A 24,135-nucleotide genomic window follows, 5' to 3' on the forward strand; every position below is an offset into this window, starting at 1 on the left:
GTGGCACTCGTCGTTCACGACGCTGGCGCGGTCACCGTGTGATCCTTCGAGGAATCCCCTACAACCCTCTCGAACGGAGTCACCGCGATGACCGCTCCACACATTGTCGACCCCGCAACATCGATCTGGAGCACCTTCGGCTGTCACCATCGGCGAAACGCGGCATCAGGCCTCACCTGAAAGTCGCAAGGTCACGAGATCGACGCCCGTCGGGCCGCTCGAAGCCCCCATCAGGATGGGGGCCTCATTCGTTCTGATGGCCGGGTCGAGTGCTCAGCGCAATCTGCATCAATACATGCACGGCGCGTTGTCGGTGATGCGCACGCGAGGCCCGGAGTCATGTCCGCGATGCGCAAGCCTCACCCGAAAGCGGCGGCGCAGGTCGTCGACACCACGGTTCGATCGCGCCGCAGACTGGTCTCCGCCTGCCATACTCGCTAGCGGCGAAAGTGAGTGAATGGCGCTCGCCATGCCGGTGGCGCTCCGAGGCAGAGCAAGTCAATCGAGAGGATTGGATCGTGCCGCTGAGCGCAGAAGCGATCGAAAAGGGACTTCTCGCGCATCACTTCTTCCCGCGAGTTGCCAAACGCGGGGACGAGTTCCCTCCATGTTTCGTTTCGACAGAGCTCACGCCGAAACTGGTCAATAAGCTCCTCAAGTTGCCAGACAATCGCAATAGCGGTTACGGCGCGGTCGAAATGCGCGCGACGCGATTCGATCTTGCGCCGCGCAATATGGAGCTACTGCACCCGCGCGCCTTCGCCAAGATCTGTCGGCAGCTCAAGTCATCATGGGGAGAGTGGCGCGAAATCACTTCGAACCCCTCGAGTGCACTTCGCGTAACGAAACACGCCGACGGCCGCGTCTTCTCGATGATCAGTGGCGCCAGCACTGGTGGGCTGATGCGACCCGGGTCTAGATTCTTAGCCAAGATCGACATCACGAACTTCTACGGATCCATCTACTCGCACGCGATCCCCTGGGCGGTGCACGGGATCGAACAAGCGAAGGCGGCCCAGAGAGACCGAGCCGATTGGGCGAATCAACTTGACACGGCGCTGCGCGAAGGACGGCGCCGAGAAACGACCGGGATCTCGGTTGGGCCGGGCACATCAAGCATCGTCGGTGAGATCATCCTCGGTGCAGTCGACGCACGTCTCCGGAGAGATGGTTACGAATACCTCCGCTTCATAGATGACTACTACTTCGCGGCAACCAGTCGGGACCAAGCCGAGGCCTTCATCCGAAAAGTCCGAGATGAACTTGCGACTCTGAAGTTGGCGGTTCATCCGGGGAAGACGACTATCTCGGAGTTGCCTGCGCCCGCCAGACCGCGCTGGATGCGTGAACTGCGGGTGGCCGTTCGTGGTCGCAGATCCAAAGGCAGCTTGCTTGACCTGATTGACCAAGCGATTGAGTCTCGGGAGGGCGGCGAAGAAGACGGGGCGCTCCGATACGCGCTCGTAACGATCGAAGAATCTCTTCAGTCCAACGGCGTTGACGACGACCTGCGGCTCGCGTTAGTCGATCGCCTGTTGGAAATTGGCTTCTTGAGACCGATCGCGATGGGCACAGCGTGCCGGATCTTGGGAGATGTCGGCGGGTCGGCGATCACCCAACGGGCCGGCGTCCTGAACCGCATTCTGCGCGAGCACGCAACCACACGCCGCACGGACGCAGCGACGTGGGTTCTATACACATTGCTCGTCGAATCGGCATCAATTGAGAAGGCATCCGTCGCTGCGATAGTCGACTCCGGCGATTGCCTCTTGCTAGCCCTACTGATCGAGGACTCGAGACACATCGCCGCCGTAACCCGCTTCGTCGATGCATTCGAACGGCGGAAGCCAGCGAGCTACATGCGAGACGAGTACTGGCTACTCTATTATCAACTTGCGCTCCGCGGGGCGGAGCGCAGAGACATCCCCGATGACTACTACGACGAGTTCGCGCCACTACTTGAGGCGCGCGTGACGTTTGTCGACATCAGCGCCAAGAGCCCGTACATTCCAACGCTTGAGAAGCCCGAAACCGAGCCGCCGCATACGCCTAGCGGTCGCGGCGGTTCCGGCGGGGGATCGAACCCGTACGACGACTGACGCCGGCTCGGCCATACTCCTGCAACGTCGGCGGCGTGCACTTGGCCTCGGTCATCCACACCCCACCGCCACCCCCACCGAGTAGCATCCGCCGCATGGCTTTCATCGCGGCGTCCGGACTCGTCAAGACCTACACCCCGAAGGGGGCGCCGGTCGTGCGGGCGCTCGACGGGCTCGACCTGGAGGTGCCGCAGGGCACCGTCACCGCGCTGCTCGGGCCGAACGGCGCGGGCAAGACGACGACGGTGAAGGTGCTCACCACCCTCATCCGCCCCGACTCCGGCACCGCGACCATCGACGGCGTCGACGTGCTCGACGACCCGCAGGCGATCCGCCGCATGATCGGCGCGAGCGGCCAGTACGCGGCCGTCGACGAGAACCTCACCGGCTTCGAGAACCTCGTCATGGTCGGCAAGCTGTACCACCTGGGCACCAAGGTCGCGAAGCAGCGGGCGACCGAGCTGATCGAGCTGTTCGACCTGGTCGAGTCGCAGCACCGCCCGGTGAAGGGATTCTCGGGCGGCATGCGCCGCCGCATCGACCTGGCCGGCGCGCTCGTCATCAAACCGCCGGTGCTGTTCCTCGACGAGCCGACCACCGGCCTCGACCCGCGCAGTCGCCTGGGCCTGTGGGATGTCATCGAGACCCTCGTCTCCGACGGCACCACCGTGCTGCTCACCACCCAGTACCTGGAGGAGGCCGACCGGCTGGCCGACTCCATCTCGGTCATCGACGAGGGCCGCGTCATCGCGAAGGGCACCGCCGACGAGCTCAAGTCGTCGGTGGGCGGGCAGCGCGTCGCCCTCACCGTCGTCGACCCGGCCGACGGCGCCGCCGTGCGCGACATCCTGGCGCGGTTCGGCACCGGCGAACCGGCGCTCACCGGCGGGCGCACCTGGATCGTCCCCGTCGACGACGGGCCGTCGGCGCTCAGCGCGATCGTCGGCGCCGCATCCGCCGCCGGCATCGCGCTGCACGACGCCGGCATGCGCCGCCCCACGCTCGACGACGTGTTCCTGCAACTGACCGGGCACGTGGCCGAACAGCCCGAAGACGAGTCGACGGAGGCCCCCGCATGAGCACCCAGACGACCAGCGGAACGCTGCAGGCGATCCCCGGCACCCCGCTCACCCGGCTGCTCTCGGATGGCTGGGTCACCACCTGGCGCAACCTGATGAAGATCATCCGCGTGCCCGAGATCCTGCTGTTCAGCCTCATCCAGCCGATCATGTTCGTGCTGCTGTTCAGTTACGTGTTCGGCGCCGCCATCGACATTCCCGGCGACGGCTACACCTCGTTTCTGATGGCCGGGATCTTCGCCCAGACGGTCGTGTTCGGCTCCACCTACTCCGGCTCGGCGATGGCGCAAGACCTGAAAGACGGGATCATCGACCGCTTCCGCACCCTGCCGATGAGCGGCGCGGCGGTGCTCATCGGGCGCACCAACGGCGACCTGGTCATCAACGCGCTCTCGATGATCGTGATGATGGGCACCGGATTCGTCGTCGGCTGGCGCGTCAACTCGTCCGTTCCCGAGTTCCTGGCTGGCGTCGCCCTGCTGCTGCTGTTCGCCTACGCGTTCTCGTGGGTGATGGCGTTCCTCGGCATGAGCGTGAAGAGTCCCGAGATCATCAACAACGCCTCGTTCCTGATCCTGTTCCCGCTGACGTTCATCTCGAACGCCTTCGTGCCGAGTGAGAACCTGCCCACGCCCCTGCGCATCTTCGCCGAATGGAACCCGGTCTCGTCCCTCGTGCAGTCGGCGCGCGAGCTGTTCGGCAACGTGCCGCCCGGCACCCCGACCGGGGATGCCTGGACCGCCCAGAACCCGATCGCCACCGTGCTGATCGGCGTCGTCGTGCTGCTGCTGGTGTTCGTGCCGCTGTCGATCCGCAAGTTCGCGACGCTGTCGCGGTAGCGGCGCGGCTGCGGGAGCCCGGCTCAGTCGGCGACGCGCCGCAGCAGCTCGGCGAGCAACAGCCGCTCCCCGGGCGAGTAGTCGAGCTCCCCGCCCTCGAGGGCGGCCCGGATCGCGAGGGCGTGCGCGCTCAGCCCAGCCGCGGCCGGTTCGGCGGTGGTGATCGCGGCGATCACCGCGTCTCGGGTGCGCTCCGACAGCTCGGGCGCCGCCGCTGCCCCGCCGTCGATCAGCGCGAGCGTCACCCCACGTCCGGCCGCGTGCACCATCTCGGCCGCGACGGCCTCTTCCACGCGGAGTCGTCCGGCGAGCGCGATGCGGTGCACGATCGCACCGAGCAGCTCGGCCGCCTCGTGCGCCGCCCCTCCCGCGGCTTCGCGTCCGCCGCCGTACATGAGCAGGTAGTGCGCCGGGAACTCGAGGCCGAAGCCGACGTGCAGATCCCACCCCGCCCGCAGGTCGCCCACCGGGTCGTCGCCGGGCGGCGTCGCCCGCTTGCGCTCCAGGTAGCGCGAGAACCCGTCGTCGGCCACGGCCGCCAGCAGGCCATCCATATCGCCGAACAGGCGGTAGATGGTCGGCGGCTGGACGTTCGCGGCCGCGCACACCGCCCGCGTCGTCACCGCCGCACGGCCGCTCTCGCCGAGCAGCCCCGCCGCGGCGGCGATCACGCGGGCACGGCGGTCATCGGCGGAGGTCATGCGTGAACGATAACAGCCGACCGTTATCGCCTTGCACGCCTCGGCTGCTTCGCCTAGTGTTATCGACGCTAACATTCGAACGAAAGCAGAGATATGACCACCTCTCCCCGCATCGCGCTCGTCACCGGCGGAACCCGCGGCATCGGTCGCGCCGTCGCCGAACGGCTCGCCGACGACGGCCAGACCGTCGCCGTCGTCTACAGCAGCAACTCCGCCGAGGCCGACGCCACCGTCGCGGCGATCACCAGCGCCGGCGGTCAGGCCCGGGCGTTCCAGGCCGACGTCGCCGACGAGGCGACGATGGCGCGCGTCTTCGACACGGTCGAGACCGAGTTCGGCGGCATCGACGTCGTCGTCAACTCGGCGGGCGTCATGCAGCTCGCGCCGCTCGCCGAGCTCGAGCTCGACGCCTTCGACCGCATGCACCGCGTCAACGTGCGCGGCGCCTTCGTGGTGAGCCGCGAGGCCGCGCGTCGCGTGCGCCCGGGTGGGGCGATCGTCAACCTGTCGAGCACCGTCGTCAAGCTCGGACTGCCCGGCTACTCCGCCTACGCCGCCACCAAGGCGGCCGTCGACGCCGTCAGCATCGTGCTGGCCAAAGAGCTGCGCGGCCGCGACATCACCGTCAACGCCGTCGCCCCGGGGCCGACCGCGACCGAGCTGTTCCTCCGCGACAAAGACGACGAGACGATCGCCCGACTGGCGCAGCTGAACCCGATGAACCGGCTCGGCACCCCGGCCGACATCGCCGAAGTCGTCTCGTTGCTCGCCGGCGCCGGGCGCTGGATCAACGGGCAGACCATCTACGCCAACGGCGGCGCGATCTAGCGTTGCAAACAATTCAGCGATGACTGTATGGTCAGTGCATGCTGACCATTCCGACGCGTGTTGACGTGCTCACCCGGCTGGGGCGAGCGATGGCCGATCCGAGCCGGGCGCGCATCCTGCTCGCCCTCCTCGACGGCCCCGGATATCCGGCCGAGCTGGCCCGCGAGCTCGACCTCACGCGCCCCAACGTCTCCAACCACCTGAGCTGTCTGCGCGGGTGCGGCTTCGTGACCGCGACGCCGGAGGGGCGCCAGACGCGCTACGAGATCACCGACCCGCACCTGAGTCATGCGCTCACCGACCTGCTCGCGGTGGTCGAGACGGTCGACGCGGGCGCCGCCTGCGACAACCCGAACTGCGCCGTCGACGGGTGCTGCGAGTGAGCACCACCGTCGCCCTGACCGACGCCCGCCGCGCTGTGCTGCAGCGCCGCATCCGGCTGATCGTCGGTTTCACGATCGGCTACAACGCGATCGAGGCGGTCATCGCGATCTCCGCCGGCACCGTCGCCTCCTCAGCGGCACTCATCGGATTCGGCCTCGACTCGGTCATCGAAGTCCTGTCGGCCGCCGCGGTCGCCTGGCAGTTCACGCGCAAGGATCCGGAGCGCTGGGAGAAGCCGACACTGCGGGTCATCGCCGTCTCGTTCTTCCTGCTCGCCGCGTACGTCACCGTGAGCGCGGTGCTGTCGCTCGCCGGGGTAACCGAACCCGAGCACAGCACCGTCGGACTCGTGCTGACCGCGCTCAGCGTCGTCGTGATGCCGATGGTCTCGCTGCTGGAGCGCCGCGCCGGACGCGAACTCGGCTCGGCCACCGCCGTCGCCGACTCGAAGCAGACGCTCATCTGCGCCTACCTCTCCGTCGCCGTGCTGGCGGGCCTCGCGCTCAACTCGCTCTTCGGATGGGCGTGGGCCGACTCGGTCGCCGCGCTGTTCATCGCCGCTTTCGCGATCCGCGAAGGGATCGAGGCCTGGCAGGGCGACACCTGCGCGACCTCGGTGGGCATGCTGCTCGAGGACGCGGATGCGCACGACCACGACCACGACCACGACCACGACCACGACCACGACCACGACCACGACTGAGCCTCCTCCCGTCGACAGCGTCGGCGGTCGGGCGTAGCGTGACGCGCATGCACGTCATCCTGATTCCCGGATTCTGGCTGCAGGGCGAATCCTGGGCGCCCGTCACGCCGACGCTCGTCGCGGCGGGGCATCAGGTGCTCACCCCGACCCTGCCCGGCAAGGAGTCGGCCACCGCCGACCAGACCGGCATCGGCCTGCGCACCCACATCGACGCGGTCGTCGCCCTGGTCGATGAGCTCACCGGGCCGGTCGCGCTCGTCGGGCATTCCGGCGGCGGGGCGATCGCCCACGGCGTCGTGGATGCGCGACCCGACCGCATCGCACGCGTCGTCTACGTCGACTCCGGTCCGCTCGGCGAGGGCGCCGTCATCAACGACGACTTCGAGCCGGACGGCCACGGCATCCCTCTGCCCGACTGGGGCGCCTTCGAAGACGAAGAACTCGCCGACCTCGATGAGACGCTGCGCGCCGAGTTCCGGCGCATCGCCGTGCCCGAACCGGTCGGCGTCGCCACCGAGCCGCAGCGCCTCAGCGACGAGCGCCGCTACGACGTGCCGGTGACGGTGATCACCTGCACCATGCCGCGTGAGCTGCTCGAGCAGTTCATCGCGGGCGGGCACCCCTACGTGGCGGAGCTCGCGCGCATGCGACACCGCGAGATCATCGAGCTGCCGACCGGGCACTGGCCGCAGCTGACCAAGCCGCACGAGCTCGCCGTGTTCATCGAAGCGGCACTGGGCTGATCCGCTGCGAGACCAGGTGGGCCTGCTCGACCAGCAGTCGACCCAGCTCCGGCTGACGCTCGGCGCGGAAGCGCGCCTCGATCCCGGTCAGACTCAGCGCCCAGCGCGGCTCACCCCGGTCGTCGAACACCGCGGCGCCCATGCCCCAGCTGCCCTCCAGCACGAGCCCCGGGTTCACGGCATAGCCTGCCTCGCGCGTCGCGGCGACCCGCTCGCGAATCGCCTCCGCCGAATGCCCCGGCCCCCACTCCCGCTCCAGCTGCGCGCGCGTCAGGTAGTCGTCGATCCGTTCGTCGGGTTCGAACGACAGCATCACCAGACCGGCCGACGCCACCCCGAGCGGGAAGCGGACTCCCTCCGACAGGACGAACGACCGCACCGGGAAGCTGCCCTCCTCGCGCAGCAGACACACCGTCTCCTCGCCGCGCCGCATCGAGAAGAACGCGCTCTCGCCGGTGCGGTCCGCGAGCAGTCGAACGCTCTCGCGCGCCGCGTCGACCACGTCGTAGCGGGATGCCGCGACCGTGCCGAGCAGGTACGCCTCCGGCCCCAGATGCCAGTGCGCGCGATCCTCGTCCTGATCCAGCAGTCCATCCGCGGCGAGCGCGCGCAGCAGCCGGTGCGCCGTCGGGCGCGTCAACCCCGTGCGCTCGGCAACCACAGCCGTCGTGATCCCACCCGGTTCGTGGGCACCGACCACCCGCAGGATCGCGCTCACGCGTCGCACGACCTGACTGCCGCGAACCTCTGCACTCATCGCCACCTCGTGCTCACATAGTAGACAGTTGCTGCCCGCCCGCTCACGCACTGCCCGCCACGTCGCGCATCGCCGACCGAGCGATTGACCCCGATGCTCGAAACTCCTAGCGTGGGAAGGGAGATCGTCGGACAGGACAAGGAAGCCCGGTGCCCACTATGTGGTCGTATTGCGAACCCATGACCCACGCCCCCGCGGGAGGCGCCCGATGAGCGCCGTCATCGCCGGCTACGCCCGCACCCCGTTCGTGCGCTACCTCGGCGCGTTCGCCACCGTTCCCGCGACCGCCCTCGGCGGGCACGCCGCCGCGGAGGCCATCGCGCGCGCCGGGCTGACCGCGCACGACATCGATCACGTCTTCGCCGGTCAGGTGCTGCAGGCCGGCGCCGGCCAGAATCCGGCCCGCCAGTCCGCCATCGCCGCGGGCCTCTCCTACGACGTTCCGGCGCAGACCCTCAACGTGGTCTGCCTGTCGGGCATGGAATCGGTCACCGCCGCCGCGCGCCTCATCGCCACCGGCGAGGCGCGCATCGTCGTCGCGATCGGCCAAGAGTCCATGTCGCTTGCCCCGCACGTGCTGCCGGGCTCGCGCACCGGCACCCGCTACGGCGCGATCGAGCTGCTCGACACGATGGAGCACGACGGCCTCACCGACGCGTTCGAGTCGCGCTCGATGGGCCTGTCCACCGAGGAGCGCAACCCGGGCCTCGCCATCACCCGCGAGCAGCAGGATGAGGTCGCCGCCGCCTCGCACCAGCGGCTGGCCGCCTCGACCGAGTTCCTCGCCGACGAGATCGCCCCCTACGAGGTCAGCTCCCGCCGCGGCAGCACCCTCGTCGACACCGACGATGGACTGCGCGCCGACACCACCCTCGAGTCGCTCGGCGCGCTCCGCCCCGCGTTCTCGAAGGACGGCACGATCACCGCCGGAAACTCCTCGCAGATTTCCGACGGCGCCGCCGCGGTCGTGGTCATGCACGAGGACGAGGCGCGCATCCGCGGCATCCACCCGCTCGCGCGGATCCTCTCGCACGCCTTCGTCGCCGGCCCCGACGTGACCCTCCACTCGCAGCCCGCCCGCGCCATCGAGTCGGCCCTCGCCCGCACCGACTTCGCCGCCGACGAGCTCGCCGCGATCGAGATCAACGAGGCCTTCGCCGCCGTCGCCGTGCAGTCGACGCGCGTGCTCGGCGTCGACCCGGCGCTCGTCAACGCGCACGGCGGCGCCATCGCGCTCGGCCACCCGATCGGCGCCTCCGGCACCCGCATCGTCGGCCATCTCGCTCGGCGCCTCGGCGCCGCCGGCACGGGGTCGGTCGGCGCGGCGGGCATCTGCGGCGGCGGCGGTCAGGGCTCGGCGATCATCCTCGAAGCGTTCTGAGCTCGCACCGCGAGGCGGCCCAGGTGCTCGCCGAGCGTGCCCGCTAGCATCGACCCGTGGATCCGATCACTCTCAGCTTCGCGGGCATCGTCCCGCTCGTCATCTTCATCATCACGCTCGTCTCGATCGTCAAGAATCCGAACCACGGCTTCTTCGGCAAGGTGATCTGGACGCTCGTCGCCTTCTTCTTCAGCATCATCGGCTCGATCCTGTGGCTGATCTTCGGACGCGGGAAGGTCACGCGCTGAGAATCGCCATCGTCGGCGGCGGGGTCATCGGCCTGAGCTGCGCACTCGAACTCCGCGACGCCGGTCACGACGTCACGGTGCTCGCGCGCGACGAGCTCGCCGACACCACCTCTGCTCGGGCGGGCGCCGTGTGGTTCCCGTTCCGCGCCACCCCCGCCGACCGCGTGCTCGGCTGGGGTGCCCGCACCTTCGAGCGCTTCGAGGCCATCGCCGCCGACCCGGCCACCGGCGTGCGGATGCAGCGCGGCCGGGTGCTGCACCGCACCGCTGCCCCCGACCTGTGGTGGGCGGCCGCGGTGCCGTCGGTGACGACGATCGACGACCCCGACCAGCTGCCCGCCGGGGTGCTCTCGGCGAGCGAGTGCACCGTGCCGGTGATCGACATGTCGTACTACCTGCCCTGGCTGCAGGCCCAGTGTGATGCCCGCGGGGTGCGAACGCTCCGCACCGAGATCGCGGCGCTCGACGACGCCTTCGAGCACGGCGACCTGGTCGTGCTCGCCGCGGGGCTGGCGTCGAACGACTTCGCCGCCGATGCCGACGTGATCCCGGTGCGCGGCCAGACGGTGCGCCTCAAGAACCCCGGCTACTTCGAGTGGACGCTCGACTACGCCAACCCCGACGGCCTCACGTACGTCATCCCCCGCCTCGACGAGATCGTGTGCGGGGGCACCGACGAGGAGGGCGAGTGGGACCTCGAACTCGACCCCGCGGTCGAGGCGGGCGTGCTCGCTCGGGTGCGCGCTCTCATCCCCGAACTGCGCGAGGCGCCCATCAGCTCCCGTGCGATGGGCCTGCGCCCCGGCCGCAGCGAGGTGCGCGTCGAGACGATTCCGGATGCGCAGGGCCGCCCGGTCATCCACTGCTACGGGCACGGCGGTTCGGGTGTCACGCTCTCCTGGGGCTGTGCCGCCGAGGTCGCCGCACTCGCCGCGCAGGTCTAGGGCGTACGCTCACGAGCACAGAGCCGTTTCGGCTCACCAAGGAGAGCCCTCATGGGTGACAAGTCCGCTCGAAAAAGCAGCCCGAAGACCGCCGCCTCGAAGACGCTGAAGGAAAAGCGTCTCGCCAAGGCCGACAAGCGCGCGTCGAACGCCCGCACCGAGAACACCGACGCCGTGACGAAGGCAACGAAGCACTAGGCGTCGCGTCGACTCAGCCGATTCGCCCGATTCCGGGGATGAATCGGCCGGTTCGGCGCGCGTACTCGGCGTAGCCGTCGTAGCGCTCGAGCAGCATCCGCTCCTCCCAGCGCGCCTTCACCATCAGCAAGACGACGAGCGCCACCCAGGTCGCGACATGCCACCAGGTGGCGGCGACCAGCATGACGCCAAGCGCGGCCAGCAGGAGTCCGCTGTAGATCGGATGCCTCACCCGGCCGTACAGCCCGCTCGTCACCAGCTCTGAGCTCTCCAGCGGCACCGGGTTGGCGGTCAGCGACCGACCGAGCCCGACGACGCCGAGCACCGCGATCACGGCGCCGGCGAGCGCGAGCGTGCCGCCGATCGCGAACGCCACCGGCGAGCGCTCCCAGAACGGCGCCGTCCACGGCAGCAGCACGATCGCGGCCAGCAACACGAACTGCACGCCGACGAGCGCCATGCCGATCGCCCGCCGGTTCATCCTCAGCCCTTCTTCGACGCCTTCTTCGGCGCCTTCTCCATCACCGGCGCCAGCCCGGTCGCCTCGAGGTCGCGGTAGTAGGCGCGGGCCTCCTCCTGACGCTCGTGCTCGGCGCTGGTCGCGTTCGGCGCCCGCAGGTGCTCGGGCTCGTAGCCGAACGCGTCGACCAGGTCGACCGCGTGCGGACGAAGCCGCGGCAGCAGCCGGTCGTCGATGTAGTCGGTGATGGCGCGTGCTCGCGGCGCCGAGAGGCGCCCATGCAGCAGGTACCAGTCGAGGTTGTCCTCGATGAGGGTGAAGCCGAACAGGTCGCGCAGCCAGGTGAGCACCTGCTTGGTGTCCTCGTCTACGACGCGGTCGAGCGCCTCGGTGAACGCCTCCCACTCGAGCAGCTCGGAGTGGGCGCGCGCCGCCGTGATGAGGTCGTTCTGGTGGCGGTTGAACAGGGCCGCGGCCTCCTCGGCGGGCAGCTTGCCCACCTCGCGGAGGTGCCCGGCCAGCTCGGCGACCATGCTCTCGACGCGGTCGGTGAGCAGCTGACGCTGCGCGTCGGTGCCGCGCACGTAGCCGATCGAACGGGCGGTCGAGCCGAAATCGGCGACCTTCTGCGCAAGTGCGCGCAGGCCCGAGCGGTTGATGGCGACGTCGCCGACCTGCCCCGCGACGAGTGCGGCGAGTGCGCCGGCATCCGCCTTGGCGAAGCGTCGCGCATAGTCAGACATCAAGCGCTTGCCGACCAACTGCAGCAGAACGTTGTTGTCGCCCTCGAAGGTGACGTAGATGTCGAGGTCGGCGCGGAGCCCGGTGAGGCGGTTCTCGGCGAGGAAGCCGGAGCCGCCGCACGCCTCGCGGCTCTCCTGCAGAATGTCGAGCGCCTTCCAGGTGCTGAAGGTCTTGAGCGCCGCGGCGAGCGTCTCGAGCTCCTGCCGGTCGTCGTCGGTGTCTTCGGCACCGGAGAACACCGCGTGGAACTTCTCGAGCAGCGTCTCGTGCGCGAACGACATCGCGTAGGTCGCGGCGAGGCGCGGCAGCAGGCGGCGCTGGTGGCGCTGGTAGTCGAGCAGCGTCACCTCGCCGCGGTCGGTGCCGTCGGCGAACTGACGCCGGGATGCGGCGTACCGCACCGCGATCATGAGCGCCATCTTGCTGGCCACGACCGAGGCGCCGTCGAGCGAGACGCGCCCCTGCACGAGGGTGCCGATCATCGTGAAGAAGCGGCGCCCGGGGCTCTCGATCGGCGAGGTGTACTGGCCGCCCTCGGCGACGTGGCCGTAGCGATCGAGCAGGTGGGTGCGCGGAACGCGAACGTTCGTGAAGTGAAGGCGACCGTTGTCGATGCCGTTGAGGCCGCCCTTCAGGCCGTCGTCTTCGCCGCCGACGCCGGGCAGGAATCCGTTCTCGTCGCGAATCGGCACGTAGAACGCATGCACGCCGTGGTTCACGCCCTTGGTGATGAGCTGCGCGAACACGACCGCGGCGGTGCCGTGCAGGGCTGCGTTGCCGAGGTAGTCCTTCCACGCGGCACGGAACGGCGTGTGGATGACGAACTCGTCGGTGGCCTCGTCGTAGGTCGCGGTCGTGCCGATCGACGCGACGTCGGAGCCGTGGCCCGTCTCGGTCATCGCGAAGGCACCCGGCACCTCCAGGCTGAGGGCCGAGGGCAGGAAGCGGTCGTGGTGGCTCTCGGTGCCGAGGTGCAGAATCGCCGAGGCGAACAGGCCCCACTGCACCCCCGACTTGATCTGCAGCGACGGGTCCGCCGTGACGATCTCCTCGAAGGCTGCGAGGAAGCCGCCGTGGTCGTCGTCGCCGCCGAACTTCTTCGGGAAGGCGCGGTGCACGGAGCCGTTCTCGACCAGCAGCTTCAGCTGGCGGAGCACGCGGGCGCGGTGCTCGTCCATGCCGAGTGCGGGATCGCGCCACATGTCCGGGTTCTTCATGAACTCCCGTGAGCGCCGGCGGGACTCCGCCCAGCGGCCGAGCAGCTGCTCGCCGAGCGCGGCCACGTCGACGTGGAGAGCGCTCGTCTCGATCGCGCTCGTCTCGGTGTTCTCGAAACCACTTGCGTCCGCCGCGGCGGGACGATCGACCAGATCGGTCATGACACACAACTCCCTCGTGAGGTCTTGACGTGAGGCTACGTCCGGCGACTGGGAGTTGCGAGATTGTCGTTTGTGAGCGCAATCGACGCGGCGCGGCGGGTTCAGAAACTTGTGCCCAATCGACAATCGTTGCTGAGGGCGACTAGAGGTTTCGTCGCGCAAGCGGTGCGCGACCCGCGGTGCTAGCGTGAGGTAGTTCGACGCTCGAAGGAGTTTTGCGTGCCCTCACCTCGCACCCGCTGGATCGGCCTCGTCGTCGTCAGCCTCGCCGTCGCCCTCATCATCGTCGACTCGACGATCGTCACCGTGGCGGTGCCCTCGATCGTCGAAGACCTCGGACTCAGCTCGACCGAGGTGCAGTGGGTGCAGGAGAGCTACACGCTCGTCTTCGCCTCCCTCCTGCTCGTCTTCGGCACGCTCGCCGACCGCATCGGCCGGCGCCGGATGCTGCTGCTCGGCATCGCGATCTTCGCCCTCTCCAGCGTGGTCGCCGCGCTCTCAGACTCCGGCGGGGCGCTCATCGCCGCGCGCGTCGTGCAGGGCGTCGGCGGCGCGATGCTGCTGCCGACGACGCTCTCGATCATCAACGCCGGGTTCCGCGGCAAGGACCGCGCGATCGCCTTCGCGGTCTGGGGCTCGACGATCGGCGGCATGGCCGCGGTCGGGCCGCTGCTCGGCGGGTGGCTGACCACCTCCTTCAGCTGGCGCTGGGCCTTCGGCATCAACGTGCCGCTCGGCCTCGTCATCATCATCGGGGCTCTGCTGTTCGTGACGACATCGCGCGACCCGAACCCCGGCCGGCTCGACTTGGTCGGCGCCGCGATCTCGGTCGTGCTCTTCGGAACGCTCGTCTTCGGCCTGATCGAGGGCCGCAGCTACGGGTGGTGGCTGATCGACACCCCGTTCCAGGTGGGCGACTGGACGTGGCCGTTCGACCTCTCGCCGGTGCCCGTCGCCTTCGCGATGACCGCGCTCGCGCTCGTCGCGTTCATCGCGTGGGGAGTGTGGCGCCGTCGCACCGGGCGCACGACCCTCATCGACTTCGGCCTGTTCCGCATCCCGTCGTTCCGCAACGGCAACATCGTCGCGATGCTGGTGTCGCTCGGCGAATTCGGCATCATCCTCTCCATCCCACTCTGGCTGCAGACGGTGCTCGACTACGACGCGCTGCAGGCTGGCCTCGTGCTCGTCGCCCTCGCCGGCGGAAGCTTCATCGCCAGCGGCTTCGCGGGCTCGCTCGGGGCGCGACTGCGACCGGTGATGATCGTGCGCGCCGGGCTGCTCTCCGAGATCCTCGGCCTGCTGATCGTCGCCCTGGTGCTCGCGGTCGATGTCTCGCCGTGGGCGATCGCGGGCGGGCTCGCGGTGTACGGCTTCGGCGTGGGGCTCGCGACCGCGCAGCTGACCGGGGTCGTGCTGAACGACGTGCCGATCGAGGACAGCGGACGCGCCTCCGGCACCCAGAGCACCTCGCGCCAGGTCGGCTCGGCGCTCGGCATCGCGATCCTCGGCACGATCCTGTTCGGGGCTCTCGGCACACACCTCGACGCGAAGCTCGCCGACGAGGGCTTCGCCGAGTCCGCCCGCCAGGAGATCGTGGATGCGGTGGTCGACAGCGCCGGCACCGCCATCTCCGGCTTCGACGCGGCGCAGCCCGCCGTCGCCGATGCGGCGCGCGAGGCGTTCACCGATTCCACACGACTTGCGGCACTGGCCGCCGCCGGCTTCCTGACCGTCGGCCTCGTCGCCACCGCCTCCCTCGGCGGACGGCGCGAGACCGAGGATGCGGAGCTAGTTCAGCGCCCGTGACCGGGCGCGCAGCGCCACGATCCACTCGACCGTCAACCAGACGAGGGCGACGCCCGACAGCAGGGTGAGGGGAGAGAAGGCCACGTTCGCCGCGTCCGCGAAGTCGGTGTTGGACGGAAGCCCCAGGATCAGCGCCAGGGGCGAGGTCCAGGTGCCGTCGTCTCCGCCGTCGACCAGCACGGCCGTCGCGAGCAGGAACGTGCCGATGTGCGTCCACGCGGCGATGCGGGCACGCACCCGGCCGCCGGTGACGAAGGCGAAGGGGCTGCGCCTGGCGAAGAAGCCGGTGATCACGATCACGACGACGAGCACGTAGAGCGGCACGAAGACGAGCAGGCCGGTCAGATAGATGAGGGCCATCCACCCGGGGGCGATGAGCTTCACGATCGCGGTCACGAAAGGGAACGCGAGCAGCGCGACGCCGGCGGCGACATCTCCCGCACGACGACTCAGAAGGTCGGTCATGGCACGAGATTACTGAGTCTCGGTCACAACTCCCAGCACGGCTTCGCCGTAGGCCTCGAGCTTCTTCTCGCCGACGCCGCTGATCTCGGCCAACTGCTCGATCGAGGTGGGCTCGGTGAGGGCGACGCCGCGCAGTGTCGCGTCGTTGAAGATCACGTACGCCGGAACACCCTGCTCGCGGGCCACGCCCGCACGCCACTCGCGGAGCCGCTCGAACAACGGCTGCGCCTGCTCGGGCAGCTCGGCGCCGGCGCTGCGCTTGGCGCGCTTGACCGGGCGCTCGGGCTCGCGGCGCAGACGCACGGCGCGCTCGCCGGCGAGCACCGCGGCCGACGTCTCGGTGATGCCGAGAGTGCCGTACTCACCCTGCACGGCGAGAAGGCCCTGCGCGAGCAGCTGTCGCACGACTCCGCGCCACTCCTGCTCGCTCAGCTCGGCTCCGATGCCGAAGGTGCGCAGCTCGTCGTGCCGGTTGCTGCGGATGCGGTCGTTCTCGCGCCCGAGCAGAATGTCGATCAGGTGCCCGGCGCCGAAGCGCTGGTTGCGCTCGCGCTGCAGGCGCACCACCGTCGACAGCAGCTTCTGCGCGGGCACCGTGCCGTCCCACGACTCGGGCGGGCTGAGGCAGGTGTCGCAGTTGCCGCACGCCGTCGAGCTCTGGCCGAAGTAGTTCAGCAGCTGCACCCGGCGGCACTCGATCGTCTCGCACAGCGCGAGCATCGCGTCGAGGTGCGCCGACAGCCGCCGCTTGTGGGCGACGTCGCCCTCGCCCTCATCGATCATCCGGCGCTGCTGCACCACGTCCTGCAGCCCGTAGGCCAGCCACGCGGTGCTCGGCAGACCGTCGCGGCCGGCGCGCCCCGTCTCCTGGTAGTAGCCCTCGACGCTCTTCGGCAGGTCGAGGTGCGCCACGAACCTGACGTCGGGCTTGTCGATGCCCATGCCGAACGCGATCGTCGCCACCATGACGATGCCGTCTTCGCGCAGGAACCGCGACTGGTTGCGGGCGCGCGTCGCCGTGTCGAGACCCGCGTGATACGGCAGGGCCGGGATGCCGGCGGCGACCAGCGCATCCGCCGTCTTCTCGACGCTCTTGCGCGAGAGGCAGTAGACGATGCCGGCGTCGCCCGGGTGCTCGGTGCGCAGCAACGTCAGCAGCTGCTGCATCGGCTGGGCCTTCGGCTCGATGCGGTACTGGATGTTCGGGCGGTCGAAGCTGGCCACGAACTGGCGCGCGTCGGTGAGCTCGAGCCGCTGCACGATCTCGCGCCGGGTGGCGTCGGTCGCGGTCGCGGTGAGCGCGATGCGCGGCACCGTCGGCCAGCGCTCGTGCAGCACCGTCAGCCGCAGGTAGTCGGGGCGGAAGTCGTGGCCCCACTGGCTGACGCAGTGCGCCTCGTCGATCGCGAACAGGGCGAGCGGCGCACGATCGAGCAGGTCGAGGGTGGCGCCCACGTTGAGGCGCTCGGGCGCGAGGTACAGCAGATCGATCTCGCCGGCGACGAGCGCCGCCTCCACCTCGCGTCGGGTCTCGGCGTCCTGCGTCGAGTTGAGAAAGGCGGCACGCACGCCCAGGGCGGCGAGCGCATCGACCTGATCTTGCATCAGGGCGATGAGCGGCGAGATGACGACGCCGGTGCCCGAGCGCACGAGCGCGGGGATCTGGTAGCACAGCGACTTGCCGCCGCCGGTCGGCATCAGCACGAGCGCGTCGCCGCCGCCCACGACGTGGTCGACGATCTCCGCCTGCTCGCCGCGGAACTCGGCGTAGCCGAAGACGCGGTGCAGCACCTCCGCCGGGGCGCTCGGCGGGGCGGCGGGCGCGGTGGACGTCATGCGTCCAGGCTAGACGGCACCGCCGACGCGGTGGGGCCGATCACGGCGGCGCGGGCTCAGTGGGGCGCGTGGTACTCGGCCTCGCCGCGCTTCCAGTAGCCCTTCACGATCGCCCGCTCGAGGTCGAATCCTGCCGACACGAGCGCGGCGCGCGCCGGCTTCACGACCGACTGCTCGGCGGCCACGAACGCGAAGCCGTCGCCGTCGCGTCGCGTCGCGGCGTCGAGCGCCGCGATCAGCGCATCCAGGTCGCGAACCCAGGTGACTCGGAGGTCACCCGGTGACGAGATCGACTGCTCATCGGCGGGATCCTCGGCGATCACCACGACGTCGACCGGAACACCGGAGGCCGCCTGGGCCGCGAACCTTCGGATCGCGGGAAGCGCCGTGCGGTCACCGGCCAGGAGCCAGTGATCCGGTCGCCCCTCGATCAGCTGAGAACCGCGCGGCCCCCCGACCATCGCTCCGTTGCCCGGCGTGGCCGAGGCGGCCCAGTTCGAGCCGGGCCCCTCGCCGTGCACGACGACGTCGAGCGTGAGCTCGTCGTCGCTCCACGACACCGGGGTGTACTCGCGCGACGGGTAGTCGCGCAGCTCGGCGAGCTCACCGGCACCGACGCCGTCGGGCACGAAGAACAATCGCAGGTGGTCATCGGCGCCGCGCGACTCGAAGTCGGTGAAGTCGCCTTCGAGCGCGATGCGGAGGTAGGTCGGCGTCAGCGCGTCGACCCGACGAACGGCGACACGGCGCGAGCCGTTGGGGAGCGGGGTGCGAAGAAGTGAGAAGACCATCGCGTCCAGTCTACCGTTTTCGAGTTTGGTAAGCCTCACCTAACTTCGGATATGCTCGCCGGGGCGTGCCGCCCGGTACGCCACGTCAGGCCCGGGAGAACACCCGGTCACCGACCCAAGGAGAACCAACCTCGATGCGCATCCACCGCAGATCATCGATCACCGCCGCCCTCGCCTTCGTCACCGCTCTCGGGCTCAGCGCCTGCAGCGGCACGGCAGAACCCGAGACCGCCGCCACCGCGACCGTCGTCGTGGAGAACGCCAAGCCGGCGTTCACCACCAGCGACGACAGCACCGCCACGGACCAGACCGTGGTCGACTACTCGCTGCCCTCCGAGAGCGTCGAGGTCCCCTTCCGACCCACCAGCGTCATCACCTTCGACCTGGCCACCCTCGACACACTGGACGCCCTCGGGCTCGGCGCCGCCGTGGTCGGCATCCCCGAGGCTGTGCTGCCCGACTACCTCGCCGAGTACGCCGAGCTCCCGACCGTCGGCACGCTCTTCGAGCCCGACTTCGAGGCCGTCGCCGAGCTGAACCCCGACCTGATCGTCACGGCGGCGCGCTCGTCCTCCGCGTATGACGAGCTCGCCGAGATCACCACCACGATCGACCTCACCGCCGCGGTCGGCGGCGCGTTCGACCCGGCCGCCGCCATCGTGCGGGCCACGCAGCTCGGCGAGATCTTCGGCGCCGAAGACGCCGTCGCCGCCCTCGTCGGCGACATCGAGACCCGGATCGATGAGATCTCGGCCCTCGCGCCTGACGCCGGTTCGGCCCTCATGCTCATCGTCACCGGCGGCGAGTACGGCGCCTACGCGGAGGGCTCGCGGTTCGGCTACTTCTTCAACGAGCTCGGGTTCGCCTCGGCGGTTCCCGCTGCTGAGCTTCCCGGCGCGGAAGGATCCCCGCACGGCGACGTCGTCTCGAACGAGTTCATCTTCTCGGTCGACCCCGAGTGGCTGCTCGTGCTCGACCGCGGCGCGGCGACCGGCGAGACGACCGGCGACAGCGCCGCCGCAGAGGTGCTGGACAACGAGCTCGTCGGCGCGACCACGGCCGCGCAGGAGGATCAGATCATCTACCTCCCCGCCTCCGAGCTGTACATCGTCATCAGCGGGCTGACGGCGGTCAGCAACGTGCTCGACGCGCTCATCGCGGGACTCGAAGGCTGACGCCCTGAACCCCAGGACCCGAACCCTCACGATCGCGGGGGCCGCACTGGTTGCGGCCCTCGCGGTCGTGTCGGTGTTCATCGGCGTGGCCGAACTGGACACCCTGGTCCTGCTGGCGAGCCGCATCCCGCGCACCATCGCCCTGATTCTGGTCGGCGTCTCGATGTCCGTCACCGGGCTGCTCATGCAGGTGCTGACGCGCAACCGCTTCGTCGAACCGTCCACGACGGGCGCCAGCGACGCCGCCACCCTCGCGCTGCTGTTCGTGCTCGTCCTGCAGCCCGGCATGCCGATCTGGGCCAAGGCCGTCGCGACGACCCTGGGGGCGGCGATCGGGGTCGCGGGCTTCCTCGGACTCGCCCGGCGCATCCCGGTGCGATCCAGCGTTCTCGTGCCCGTCGTCGGGCTCATGTATGCCGGCGTGATCGCGGCGATCACCACGTTTCTCGCCTACCGGGTCGATCTTCTCCAGGAGCTGAACAGCTGGGCCCTCGGCGACCTCTCGAGCATCCTGCGCGGACGCTACGAGATGCTGTACCTGGCCGCGGCGGCGGCTCTGATCGCCTGGATCGCCGCCGACCGCTTCACCATCGCCGGCCTCGGCAGCGACACCGCACGCGGCCTCGGGCTCAACGCGCGCGCGACCTTCGTCCTCGGCGTCGCGATCGTCGCGCTCGTCACCGGAATCACGACCGTCACGACCGGGGTCATCCCGTTCCTGGGGCTCATCGTCCCCAACATCGCCAGCCGCCTCGTCGGGGATAACATGCGGCGAACGGTGCCGCTTGTCGCGATGATCGGCGCGGCGATGGTGCTCGCCTGCGACATCGTCGGGCGGCTCGTGAACTTCCCGTACGAGATCCCGCTCGGCGTCGTCATGGGGATCCTCGGCAGCGTGGTCTTCCTCGCGATCCTGCTCCGCTCGCCGTCCTCGAAGGCGGTGGCCCGTGGTTGAGCTCGCCACCCGCGCACCGCGCCGCCCGCGCACCGCGCGCCCCGCCATCCGGCTCTCGCTGCTCGCGGGCCTTGCCGCGCTGTGCGTCACGGTCTACCTGTTCACGGACCTGCCCGCGGCCGCCAAGTACGCGCTCGGGCTGCGCTCGCGCACCATCGCCGGCATGATCATCGCCGCGGCGGCCGTCGGCGTCGCCACCGTGCTGTTCCACACAATCACCGCCAACCGCATCCTGACCCCCGGGATCATGGGCTTCGACGCGGTGTTCCTGATGATCCAGACCGGCGTCGCGTTCACCCTCGGTCCGGCGTTCCTCGCCGGCGCGCCCGCCGCCGCATCCTGGGCGGTCGAGCTCGTCGTCATGACCGGCGCCGTCGTCGGCCTCTACTGGTGGCTGTTCGTCCGACGCCGCCTCGACCTGCATGTGATCGTGCTGGCGGGGCTGATCCTCGGCACCCTGTTCCGCTCGATCACGACCTTCCTCCAGCGCCTCCTGGATCCCGACACGTTCGCGATCGTGCAGAACCTGGTCTTCGCCTCCTTCACCTCGGTCGACCGGACCCTGCTGCTGCCGACCGGGGTCCTCGTCGTCGCGGCGCTCCTCTCGCTGTGGCCGATTCGGCGATCGCTCGACGTCATCGCGCTCGGAGAGTCGCCCGCGATCGGCCTCGGCGTGCGCCATCGCGCGGTCGTCATGCACACCGTCATCGCCATCGCGGTGATGGTGGCGGCCTCCACCGCGCTGGTCGGCCCGGTCGCGTTCTTCGGCCTGCTCGCCGCCAACCTGGCCTACAGCATGGTCGGACACCGGCATCGCCACAGCATCCCCGCCGTCATCGCCGTCGGCGTGAGCGCCCTCGTCGGCGGCCAGCTGGTGCTCGATCGGGTGCTCGGCTTCGGAACCGAGCTCCCCGTCGTCATCGAGTTCCTCGGCGGCGTGCTGTTCATCGTTCTCGTACTCACCGGGAGGGCCCGATGATCCAGACCCAGAACCTCAGCAAGCGGCACGGTCCGACGGTCGCCGTCGACGACATCAACGTCGCCATCGCCGCAGGCCTCACCGCCATCATCGGTCCCAACGGCGCCGGGAAGTCGAGCCTGCTGACCCTCATCGGCCGCCTGGCGCGCATGGACGCGGGTGCCGCCGTCGTCGGCGGACTGGACGTCGCCACGGCGAAGACGCGCACCCTCGCGCAGCGGCTTGCCGTGCTCCGGCAGGAGAACCACCTCGCCATCCGGCTCACCGTCGCCGACCTGGTCGGATTCGGACGGTTTCCGCACGGCGGCTCCGGTCGCACCGCCGAGGACGTCGAGCACATCGAACGCGCCCTCGAGCTGCTGACGCTCACCGAGCTGCGCGACCGCTACCTCGATGAGCTGTCCGGCGGCCAGCGGCAGCGCGCCTTCGTCGCCATGGCCGTCGCGCAGGACACCGACTACCTGCTGCTCGACGAACCGCTGAACAACCTCGACCCGCGCCACGCGGTCGCGCTCATGAAGCTGCTCGCCCAGCTCGCCGAGCAGCGCGGGCTCACGATCGTGGTCGTCATGCACGACATCAACACCGCCGCGCAGTTCGCCGACTCGATCATCGCCATGAAGGATGGGCGCATCCACTGCCACGGAACCGTCGACGAGGTGGTGACCGTGCCGAACCTCAGCACGCTCTACGAGACCCCGGTTCGCGTCGAGCGCATCGGCGAGCGCCGGGTGGTGCTCTGGGACTGACGTCCGGCGCTAGCGTGTGACGGTGATCCCTGTTCTCGTCGGCCTGTCCAGCGCCCTCATCTTCGGCGCCGCCGACTTCTTCGGCGGACTTGCCGCGCGGCGGATCCAGCCACTGCGGGTCACCTTCATCGCGGCGATCGCCGGGCTGGTGCTGATGAGCGTCGCGGCACCGCTCTCGGGCGGAGCCGTCTCGGGCGAAGCGCTGGTCTGGGGAGCACTGTCGGGGCTGAGCGGCGGCTTCGCCATCGTGCTGCTCTACGCCGCGCTCGCGATCGGACCCATGAGCATCCTGTCGCCGCTGACCGCCGTCATCTCGGCGATCGTGCCGATGACCTGGGGGCTGCTCGGCGGGGAGACCCTCACCGGGGTCGGCTACCTCGCCCTCGGCCTGGCGCTCGTGGCGGTCGTGCTCGTCGGCTTCGTGCCCGAGAAGGGGGCGGTGCGTCCGCATCCGCGGGGCATCCTCTACGCGGTCGGCTCCGGAATCCTGATCGGCATCTTCCTGGTCATCATGGATCAGACGCCCGACGACTCGGGGCTGGTGCCGCTGCTGGCGAATCGCGCCGCGAGCGTGGTGTTCCTCGGCGCGCTCATCCTGGTGCTGATCCTGCGGGCGCGGCGCGGCTCGTCGGAGTCGACGGATGCGCGAACCGGCTGGCGCGCGGGCCTCGGCATCGCGGTGATCTGCGGCATCCTCGACGCCACCGCCAACTCGATGATCCTGTTCGGCCTGCGCCTCGGCGACCTCAGCGTGATGTCGGTGCTGGTCGCCCTGTACCCGGCGGGCACGATCCTGCTGGCGGGAATCCTGCTGCGGGAGCGCATCGCCCCCGTGCAGTGGGCGGGGCTGGCGCTCGCGGTGGCCGCCGCCGCGATGCTCGGCTCGCATCGCGAGCTCTCGGCCCTCGTCGGCCTCGGCTAGGCGGGCCCTCGCGTCACCGCGCGAACGGCGGGATTCGCGCTGTCGCAGCGCGGCTAACGTGGACCGGTGATTACTGTTCTCGTCGGCCTCGGCGCCGCTCTCATCTTCGGTGCCGCCGACTTCATGGGCGGGATGGGCTCTCGTCGCATCGCCGCCGTGCGGGTGACGTTCATGGCCGGGATCACCGGCCTCGTGCTGATGCTGATCTTCGCGCCGCTCGTCGGGGGCGTCGCCTCCGCGGAGGCGTTCGCGTGGGGCGCGATCGCGGGCGTGAGCGGCGGCCTGGCGATCATGCTGCTCTACGCGGCCCTCGCGATCGGACCGATGAGCATCCTGTCGCCGCTGACGGCGGTGGTCTCGGCGATCATCCCGATGACCTGGGGCCTGGCCACCGGCGACGAGCTGACCCTGCTCGGCTACCTGGCCCTCGGCCTCGCGCTGGTCGCGGTGGTGCTCGTCGGCTTCGTCCCCGAGAAGGGCGCCGTGCGGCCGAAGCTCCGCGGCGTCCTGTACGCCGTCGGGTCCGGAACGCTGATCGGCGTCTTCCTCGTCTCCATCGACCACGCCCCCGCCGACTCGGGGCTGTATCCCCTGATCACGCACCGCCTGGCGACGGTGCTCGTGCTCGGCGCGGTCATCCTCGGCATGGCGCTCATCGGGCGTCGGCGGACCAGCGAGTCCGCAACGCTCACCACCGGATGGCGCGCTGGGATCGCCTTCGCGATCACCTGCGGGGTGCTCGAAGTGACCGCGAACTCGCTGATCCTGATCGGCCTGCGGCTCGGCGAACTCAGCATCATGTCAGTGCTCATCGCCCTCTACCCGGCGGGCACCATTCTGCTGGCGGCCATCGTGCTGCGCGAGCGGATCGCGCCGGTGCAGTGGGTCGGACTCACGCTGGCGCTCGTCGCGGCCGCCACCCTCAGCTCGCACCGGGAGCTGTCGACCGCGCTCGGCCTCGGCTGAG

The 24,135-nt window shown here is 69.8% G+C and carries 25 protein-coding genes; 18 read left to right on the forward strand and 7 right to left on the reverse strand.

Features of this window, described 5'->3' with window-relative positions; all coding sequences use genetic code 11:
* Positions 1–518: 518 nt before the first annotated feature.
* The 3 genes from ACR3ZA_RS07395 to ACR3ZA_RS07405 all read left to right on the forward strand — a co-directional run bounded on the left by ACR3ZA_RS07395 (position 519) and on the right by ACR3ZA_RS07405 (position 4,017).
* Entirely contained in the window at positions 519–2,099 is a 1,581-nt protein-coding gene (locus ACR3ZA_RS07395; RefSeq protein ID WP_473661351.1) for a reverse transcriptase domain-containing protein, read from the forward strand.
* Between the two features lie 95 nt (positions 2,100–2,194).
* Positions 2,195–3,178, forward strand: a complete 984-nt coding sequence (locus tag ACR3ZA_RS07400; protein WP_473661352.1) for an ATP-binding cassette domain-containing protein — start codon at positions 2,195–2,197, stop codon at positions 3,176–3,178.
* Entirely contained in the window at positions 3,175–4,017 is an 843-nt protein-coding gene (locus ACR3ZA_RS07405) for an ABC transporter permease (RefSeq protein WP_473661353.1), read from the forward strand. The genes ACR3ZA_RS07400 and ACR3ZA_RS07405 overlap by 4 nt, the downstream gene beginning before the upstream one ends.
* Before the next feature lie 23 nt (positions 4,018–4,040).
* Here the strand turns inward: ACR3ZA_RS07405 and ACR3ZA_RS07410 are convergent, their stop codons facing one another.
* Entirely contained in the window at positions 4,041–4,718 is a 678-nt protein-coding gene (locus ACR3ZA_RS07410) for a TetR family transcriptional regulator (protein ID WP_473661354.1), read from the reverse strand.
* Positions 4,719–4,811: 93 nt separating this feature from the next.
* Here ACR3ZA_RS07410 and ACR3ZA_RS07415 point away from each other — a divergent pair, with 93 nt between their 5' ends.
* From ACR3ZA_RS07415 to ACR3ZA_RS07430, 4 genes are read left to right on the forward strand one after another with little or no spacing between them, the layout of a single operon-like run.
* Complete coding sequence (locus ACR3ZA_RS07415; protein ID WP_473661355.1) at positions 4,812–5,546, forward strand: SDR family oxidoreductase; 735 nt, start codon at positions 4,812–4,814, stop codon at positions 5,544–5,546.
* A gap of 38 nt (positions 5,547–5,584) precedes the next feature.
* Positions 5,585–5,929: a Cd(II)/Pb(II)-sensing metalloregulatory transcriptional regulator CmtR gene (cmtR, locus tag ACR3ZA_RS07420; RefSeq protein WP_473661356.1), complete on the forward strand. Its 345-nt coding sequence runs from the start codon at positions 5,585–5,587 to the stop codon at positions 5,927–5,929.
* Positions 5,917–6,633 (forward strand): cation efflux transmembrane domain-containing protein, encoded by a 717-nt coding sequence (locus tag ACR3ZA_RS07425; RefSeq protein WP_473661357.1) that lies wholly within the window; start codon positions 5,917–5,919, stop codon positions 6,631–6,633. The genes cmtR and ACR3ZA_RS07425 overlap by 13 nt, the downstream gene beginning before the upstream one ends.
* A 47-nt stretch (positions 6,634–6,680) precedes the next feature.
* Positions 6,681–7,376, forward strand: a complete 696-nt coding sequence (locus ACR3ZA_RS07430; protein WP_473661358.1) for an alpha/beta fold hydrolase — start codon at positions 6,681–6,683, stop codon at positions 7,374–7,376.
* Here ACR3ZA_RS07430 and ACR3ZA_RS07435 read toward each other — a convergent pair.
* Positions 7,354–8,133 (reverse strand): IclR family transcriptional regulator domain-containing protein, encoded by a 780-nt coding sequence (locus ACR3ZA_RS07435; RefSeq protein ID WP_473661359.1) that lies wholly within the window; start codon positions 8,131–8,133, stop codon positions 7,354–7,356. The two genes, ACR3ZA_RS07430 and ACR3ZA_RS07435, sit on opposite strands and share 23 nt — an antisense overlap.
* A gap of 208 nt (positions 8,134–8,341) precedes the next feature.
* Between ACR3ZA_RS07435 and ACR3ZA_RS07440 the strand changes: the two genes are divergently transcribed.
* The 4 genes from ACR3ZA_RS07440 to ACR3ZA_RS07455 are packed head-to-tail and all read left to right on the forward strand — an operon-like array spanning position 8,342 to position 10,904.
* Positions 8,342–9,514: an acetyl-CoA C-acyltransferase gene (locus ACR3ZA_RS07440; protein ID WP_473661360.1), complete on the forward strand. Its 1,173-nt coding sequence runs from the start codon at positions 8,342–8,344 to the stop codon at positions 9,512–9,514.
* A gap of 56 nt (positions 9,515–9,570) precedes the next feature.
* On the forward strand, positions 9,571–9,762 hold the full coding sequence (locus tag ACR3ZA_RS07445) for a PLDc N-terminal domain-containing protein (protein ID WP_473661361.1): 192 nt from the start codon (positions 9,571–9,573) through the stop codon (positions 9,760–9,762).
* Positions 9,726–10,706, forward strand: a complete 981-nt coding sequence (locus tag ACR3ZA_RS07450; protein WP_473661362.1) for an FAD-dependent oxidoreductase — start codon at positions 9,726–9,728, stop codon at positions 10,704–10,706. Before ACR3ZA_RS07445 ends, ACR3ZA_RS07450 begins: the two co-directional genes overlap by 37 nt.
* A gap of 51 nt (positions 10,707–10,757) precedes the next feature.
* On the forward strand, positions 10,758–10,904 hold the full coding sequence (locus ACR3ZA_RS07455) for a hypothetical protein (RefSeq protein WP_473661363.1): 147 nt from the start codon (positions 10,758–10,760) through the stop codon (positions 10,902–10,904).
* A 13-nt stretch (positions 10,905–10,917) separates the two neighbouring features.
* On the opposite strand, the gene ACR3ZA_RS07460 is transcribed toward ACR3ZA_RS07455, so the two are convergent.
* Positions 10,918–11,385 (reverse strand): methyltransferase, encoded by a 468-nt coding sequence (locus tag ACR3ZA_RS07460; protein WP_473661364.1) that lies wholly within the window; start codon positions 11,383–11,385, stop codon positions 10,918–10,920.
* Positions 11,386–11,387: 2 nt separating this feature from the next.
* The gene (locus tag ACR3ZA_RS07465; RefSeq protein WP_473661365.1) at positions 11,388–13,487 is read right to left on the reverse strand and encodes an acyl-CoA dehydrogenase family protein; all 2,100 of its coding nucleotides are present in this window, start codon (positions 13,485–13,487) and stop codon (positions 11,388–11,390) included.
* A 219-nt stretch (positions 13,488–13,706) separates the two neighbouring features.
* Between ACR3ZA_RS07465 and ACR3ZA_RS07470 the strand changes: the two genes are divergently transcribed.
* The gene (locus ACR3ZA_RS07470) at positions 13,707–15,296 is read left to right on the forward strand and encodes a DHA2 family efflux MFS transporter permease subunit (protein ID WP_473661366.1); all 1,590 of its coding nucleotides are present in this window, start codon (positions 13,707–13,709) and stop codon (positions 15,294–15,296) included.
* Here ACR3ZA_RS07470 and ACR3ZA_RS07475 read toward each other — a convergent pair.
* Genes ACR3ZA_RS07475 through ACR3ZA_RS07485 form a run of 3 tightly spaced genes read right to left on the reverse strand, consistent with a single transcriptional unit; the run spans position 15,279 to position 18,388 of the window.
* The gene (locus ACR3ZA_RS07475) at positions 15,279–15,761 is read right to left on the reverse strand and encodes a hypothetical protein (protein ID WP_473661367.1); all 483 of its coding nucleotides are present in this window, start codon (positions 15,759–15,761) and stop codon (positions 15,279–15,281) included. The two genes, ACR3ZA_RS07470 and ACR3ZA_RS07475, sit on opposite strands and share 18 nt — an antisense overlap.
* A 9-nt stretch (positions 15,762–15,770) precedes the next feature.
* The gene (gene recQ / locus ACR3ZA_RS07480; RefSeq protein ID WP_473661368.1) at positions 15,771–17,597 is read right to left on the reverse strand and encodes a DNA helicase RecQ; all 1,827 of its coding nucleotides are present in this window, start codon (positions 17,595–17,597) and stop codon (positions 15,771–15,773) included.
* Between the two features lie 56 nt (positions 17,598–17,653).
* Positions 17,654–18,388, reverse strand: a complete 735-nt coding sequence (locus ACR3ZA_RS07485) for an SIP domain-containing protein (protein ID WP_473661369.1) — start codon at positions 18,386–18,388, stop codon at positions 17,654–17,656.
* A gap of 134 nt (positions 18,389–18,522) precedes the next feature.
* Here ACR3ZA_RS07485 and ACR3ZA_RS07490 point away from each other — a divergent pair, with 134 nt between their 5' ends.
* From ACR3ZA_RS07490 to ACR3ZA_RS07515, 6 genes are all read left to right on the forward strand, one after another.
* Entirely contained in the window at positions 18,523–19,563 is a 1,041-nt protein-coding gene (locus ACR3ZA_RS07490) for an ABC transporter substrate-binding protein (protein ID WP_473661370.1), read from the forward strand.
* 73 nt (positions 19,564–19,636) lie between these two features.
* Positions 19,637–20,518: an iron chelate uptake ABC transporter family permease subunit gene (locus tag ACR3ZA_RS07495; RefSeq protein WP_473661371.1), complete on the forward strand. Its 882-nt coding sequence runs from the start codon at positions 19,637–19,639 to the stop codon at positions 20,516–20,518.
* The gene (locus tag ACR3ZA_RS07500; RefSeq protein ID WP_473661372.1) at positions 20,511–21,497 is read left to right on the forward strand and encodes an iron chelate uptake ABC transporter family permease subunit; all 987 of its coding nucleotides are present in this window, start codon (positions 20,511–20,513) and stop codon (positions 21,495–21,497) included. The genes ACR3ZA_RS07495 and ACR3ZA_RS07500 overlap by 8 nt, the downstream gene beginning before the upstream one ends.
* Complete coding sequence (locus ACR3ZA_RS07505) at positions 21,494–22,246, forward strand: ATP-binding cassette domain-containing protein (protein WP_473661373.1); 753 nt, start codon at positions 21,494–21,496, stop codon at positions 22,244–22,246. Before ACR3ZA_RS07500 ends, ACR3ZA_RS07505 begins: the two co-directional genes overlap by 4 nt.
* Positions 22,247–22,268: 22 nt before the next feature.
* Positions 22,269–23,168: an EamA family transporter gene (locus ACR3ZA_RS07510; protein WP_473661374.1), complete on the forward strand. Its 900-nt coding sequence runs from the start codon at positions 22,269–22,271 to the stop codon at positions 23,166–23,168.
* A gap of 66 nt (positions 23,169–23,234) precedes the next feature.
* Positions 23,235–24,134, forward strand: a complete 900-nt coding sequence (locus ACR3ZA_RS07515) for an EamA family transporter (RefSeq protein ID WP_473661375.1) — start codon at positions 23,235–23,237, stop codon at positions 24,132–24,134.
* Position 24,135 lies beyond the last annotated feature (1 nt).

Source organism: Herbiconiux sp. J20-20, assembly GCF_057365085.1.

What these genes read in the sequence shown, in the direction of transcription:
- ACR3ZA_RS07460 (WP_473661364.1), bottom strand. Translation starts at nt 11,385, where the DNA reads ATGAACCGGCGGGCGATCGGCATGGCGCTCGTCGGCGTGCAGTTCGTG.
- cmtR (WP_473661356.1), top strand. Translation starts at nt 5,585, where the DNA reads ATGCTGACCATTCCGACGCGTGTTGACGTGCTCACCCGGCTGGGGCGA.
- ACR3ZA_RS07490 (WP_473661370.1), top strand. Translation starts at nt 18,523, where the DNA reads ATGCGCATCCACCGCAGATCATCGATCACCGCCGCCCTCGCCTTCGTC.
- ACR3ZA_RS07410 (WP_473661354.1), bottom strand. Translation starts at nt 4,718, where the DNA reads ATGACCTCCGCCGATGACCGCCGTGCCCGCGTGATCGCCGCCGCGGCG.
- ACR3ZA_RS07465 (WP_473661365.1), bottom strand. Translation starts at nt 13,487, where the DNA reads ATGACCGATCTGGTCGATCGTCCCGCCGCGGCGGACGCAAGTGGTTTC.
- ACR3ZA_RS07405 (WP_473661353.1), top strand. Translation starts at nt 3,175, where the DNA reads ATGAGCACCCAGACGACCAGCGGAACGCTGCAGGCGATCCCCGGCACC.
- ACR3ZA_RS07475 (WP_473661367.1), bottom strand. Translation starts at nt 15,761, where the DNA reads ATGACCGACCTTCTGAGTCGTCGTGCGGGAGATGTCGCCGCCGGCGTC.
- ACR3ZA_RS07415 (WP_473661355.1), top strand. Translation starts at nt 4,812, where the DNA reads ATGACCACCTCTCCCCGCATCGCGCTCGTCACCGGCGGAACCCGCGGC.
- ACR3ZA_RS07455 (WP_473661363.1), top strand. Translation starts at nt 10,758, where the DNA reads ATGGGTGACAAGTCCGCTCGAAAAAGCAGCCCGAAGACCGCCGCCTCG.
- ACR3ZA_RS07430 (WP_473661358.1), top strand. Translation starts at nt 6,681, where the DNA reads ATGCACGTCATCCTGATTCCCGGATTCTGGCTGCAGGGCGAATCCTGG.
- ACR3ZA_RS07400 (WP_473661352.1), top strand. Translation starts at nt 2,195, where the DNA reads ATGGCTTTCATCGCGGCGTCCGGACTCGTCAAGACCTACACCCCGAAG.
- ACR3ZA_RS07505 (WP_473661373.1), top strand. Translation starts at nt 21,494, where the DNA reads ATGATCCAGACCCAGAACCTCAGCAAGCGGCACGGTCCGACGGTCGCC.
- recQ (WP_473661368.1), bottom strand. Translation starts at nt 17,597, where the DNA reads ATGACGTCCACCGCGCCCGCCGCCCCGCCGAGCGCCCCGGCGGAGGTG.
- ACR3ZA_RS07435 (WP_473661359.1), bottom strand. Translation starts at nt 8,133, where the DNA reads ATGAGTGCAGAGGTTCGCGGCAGTCAGGTCGTGCGACGCGTGAGCGCG.
- ACR3ZA_RS07440 (WP_473661360.1), top strand. Translation starts at nt 8,342, where the DNA reads ATGAGCGCCGTCATCGCCGGCTACGCCCGCACCCCGTTCGTGCGCTAC.
- ACR3ZA_RS07485 (WP_473661369.1), bottom strand. Translation starts at nt 18,388, where the DNA reads ATGGTCTTCTCACTTCTTCGCACCCCGCTCCCCAACGGCTCGCGCCGT.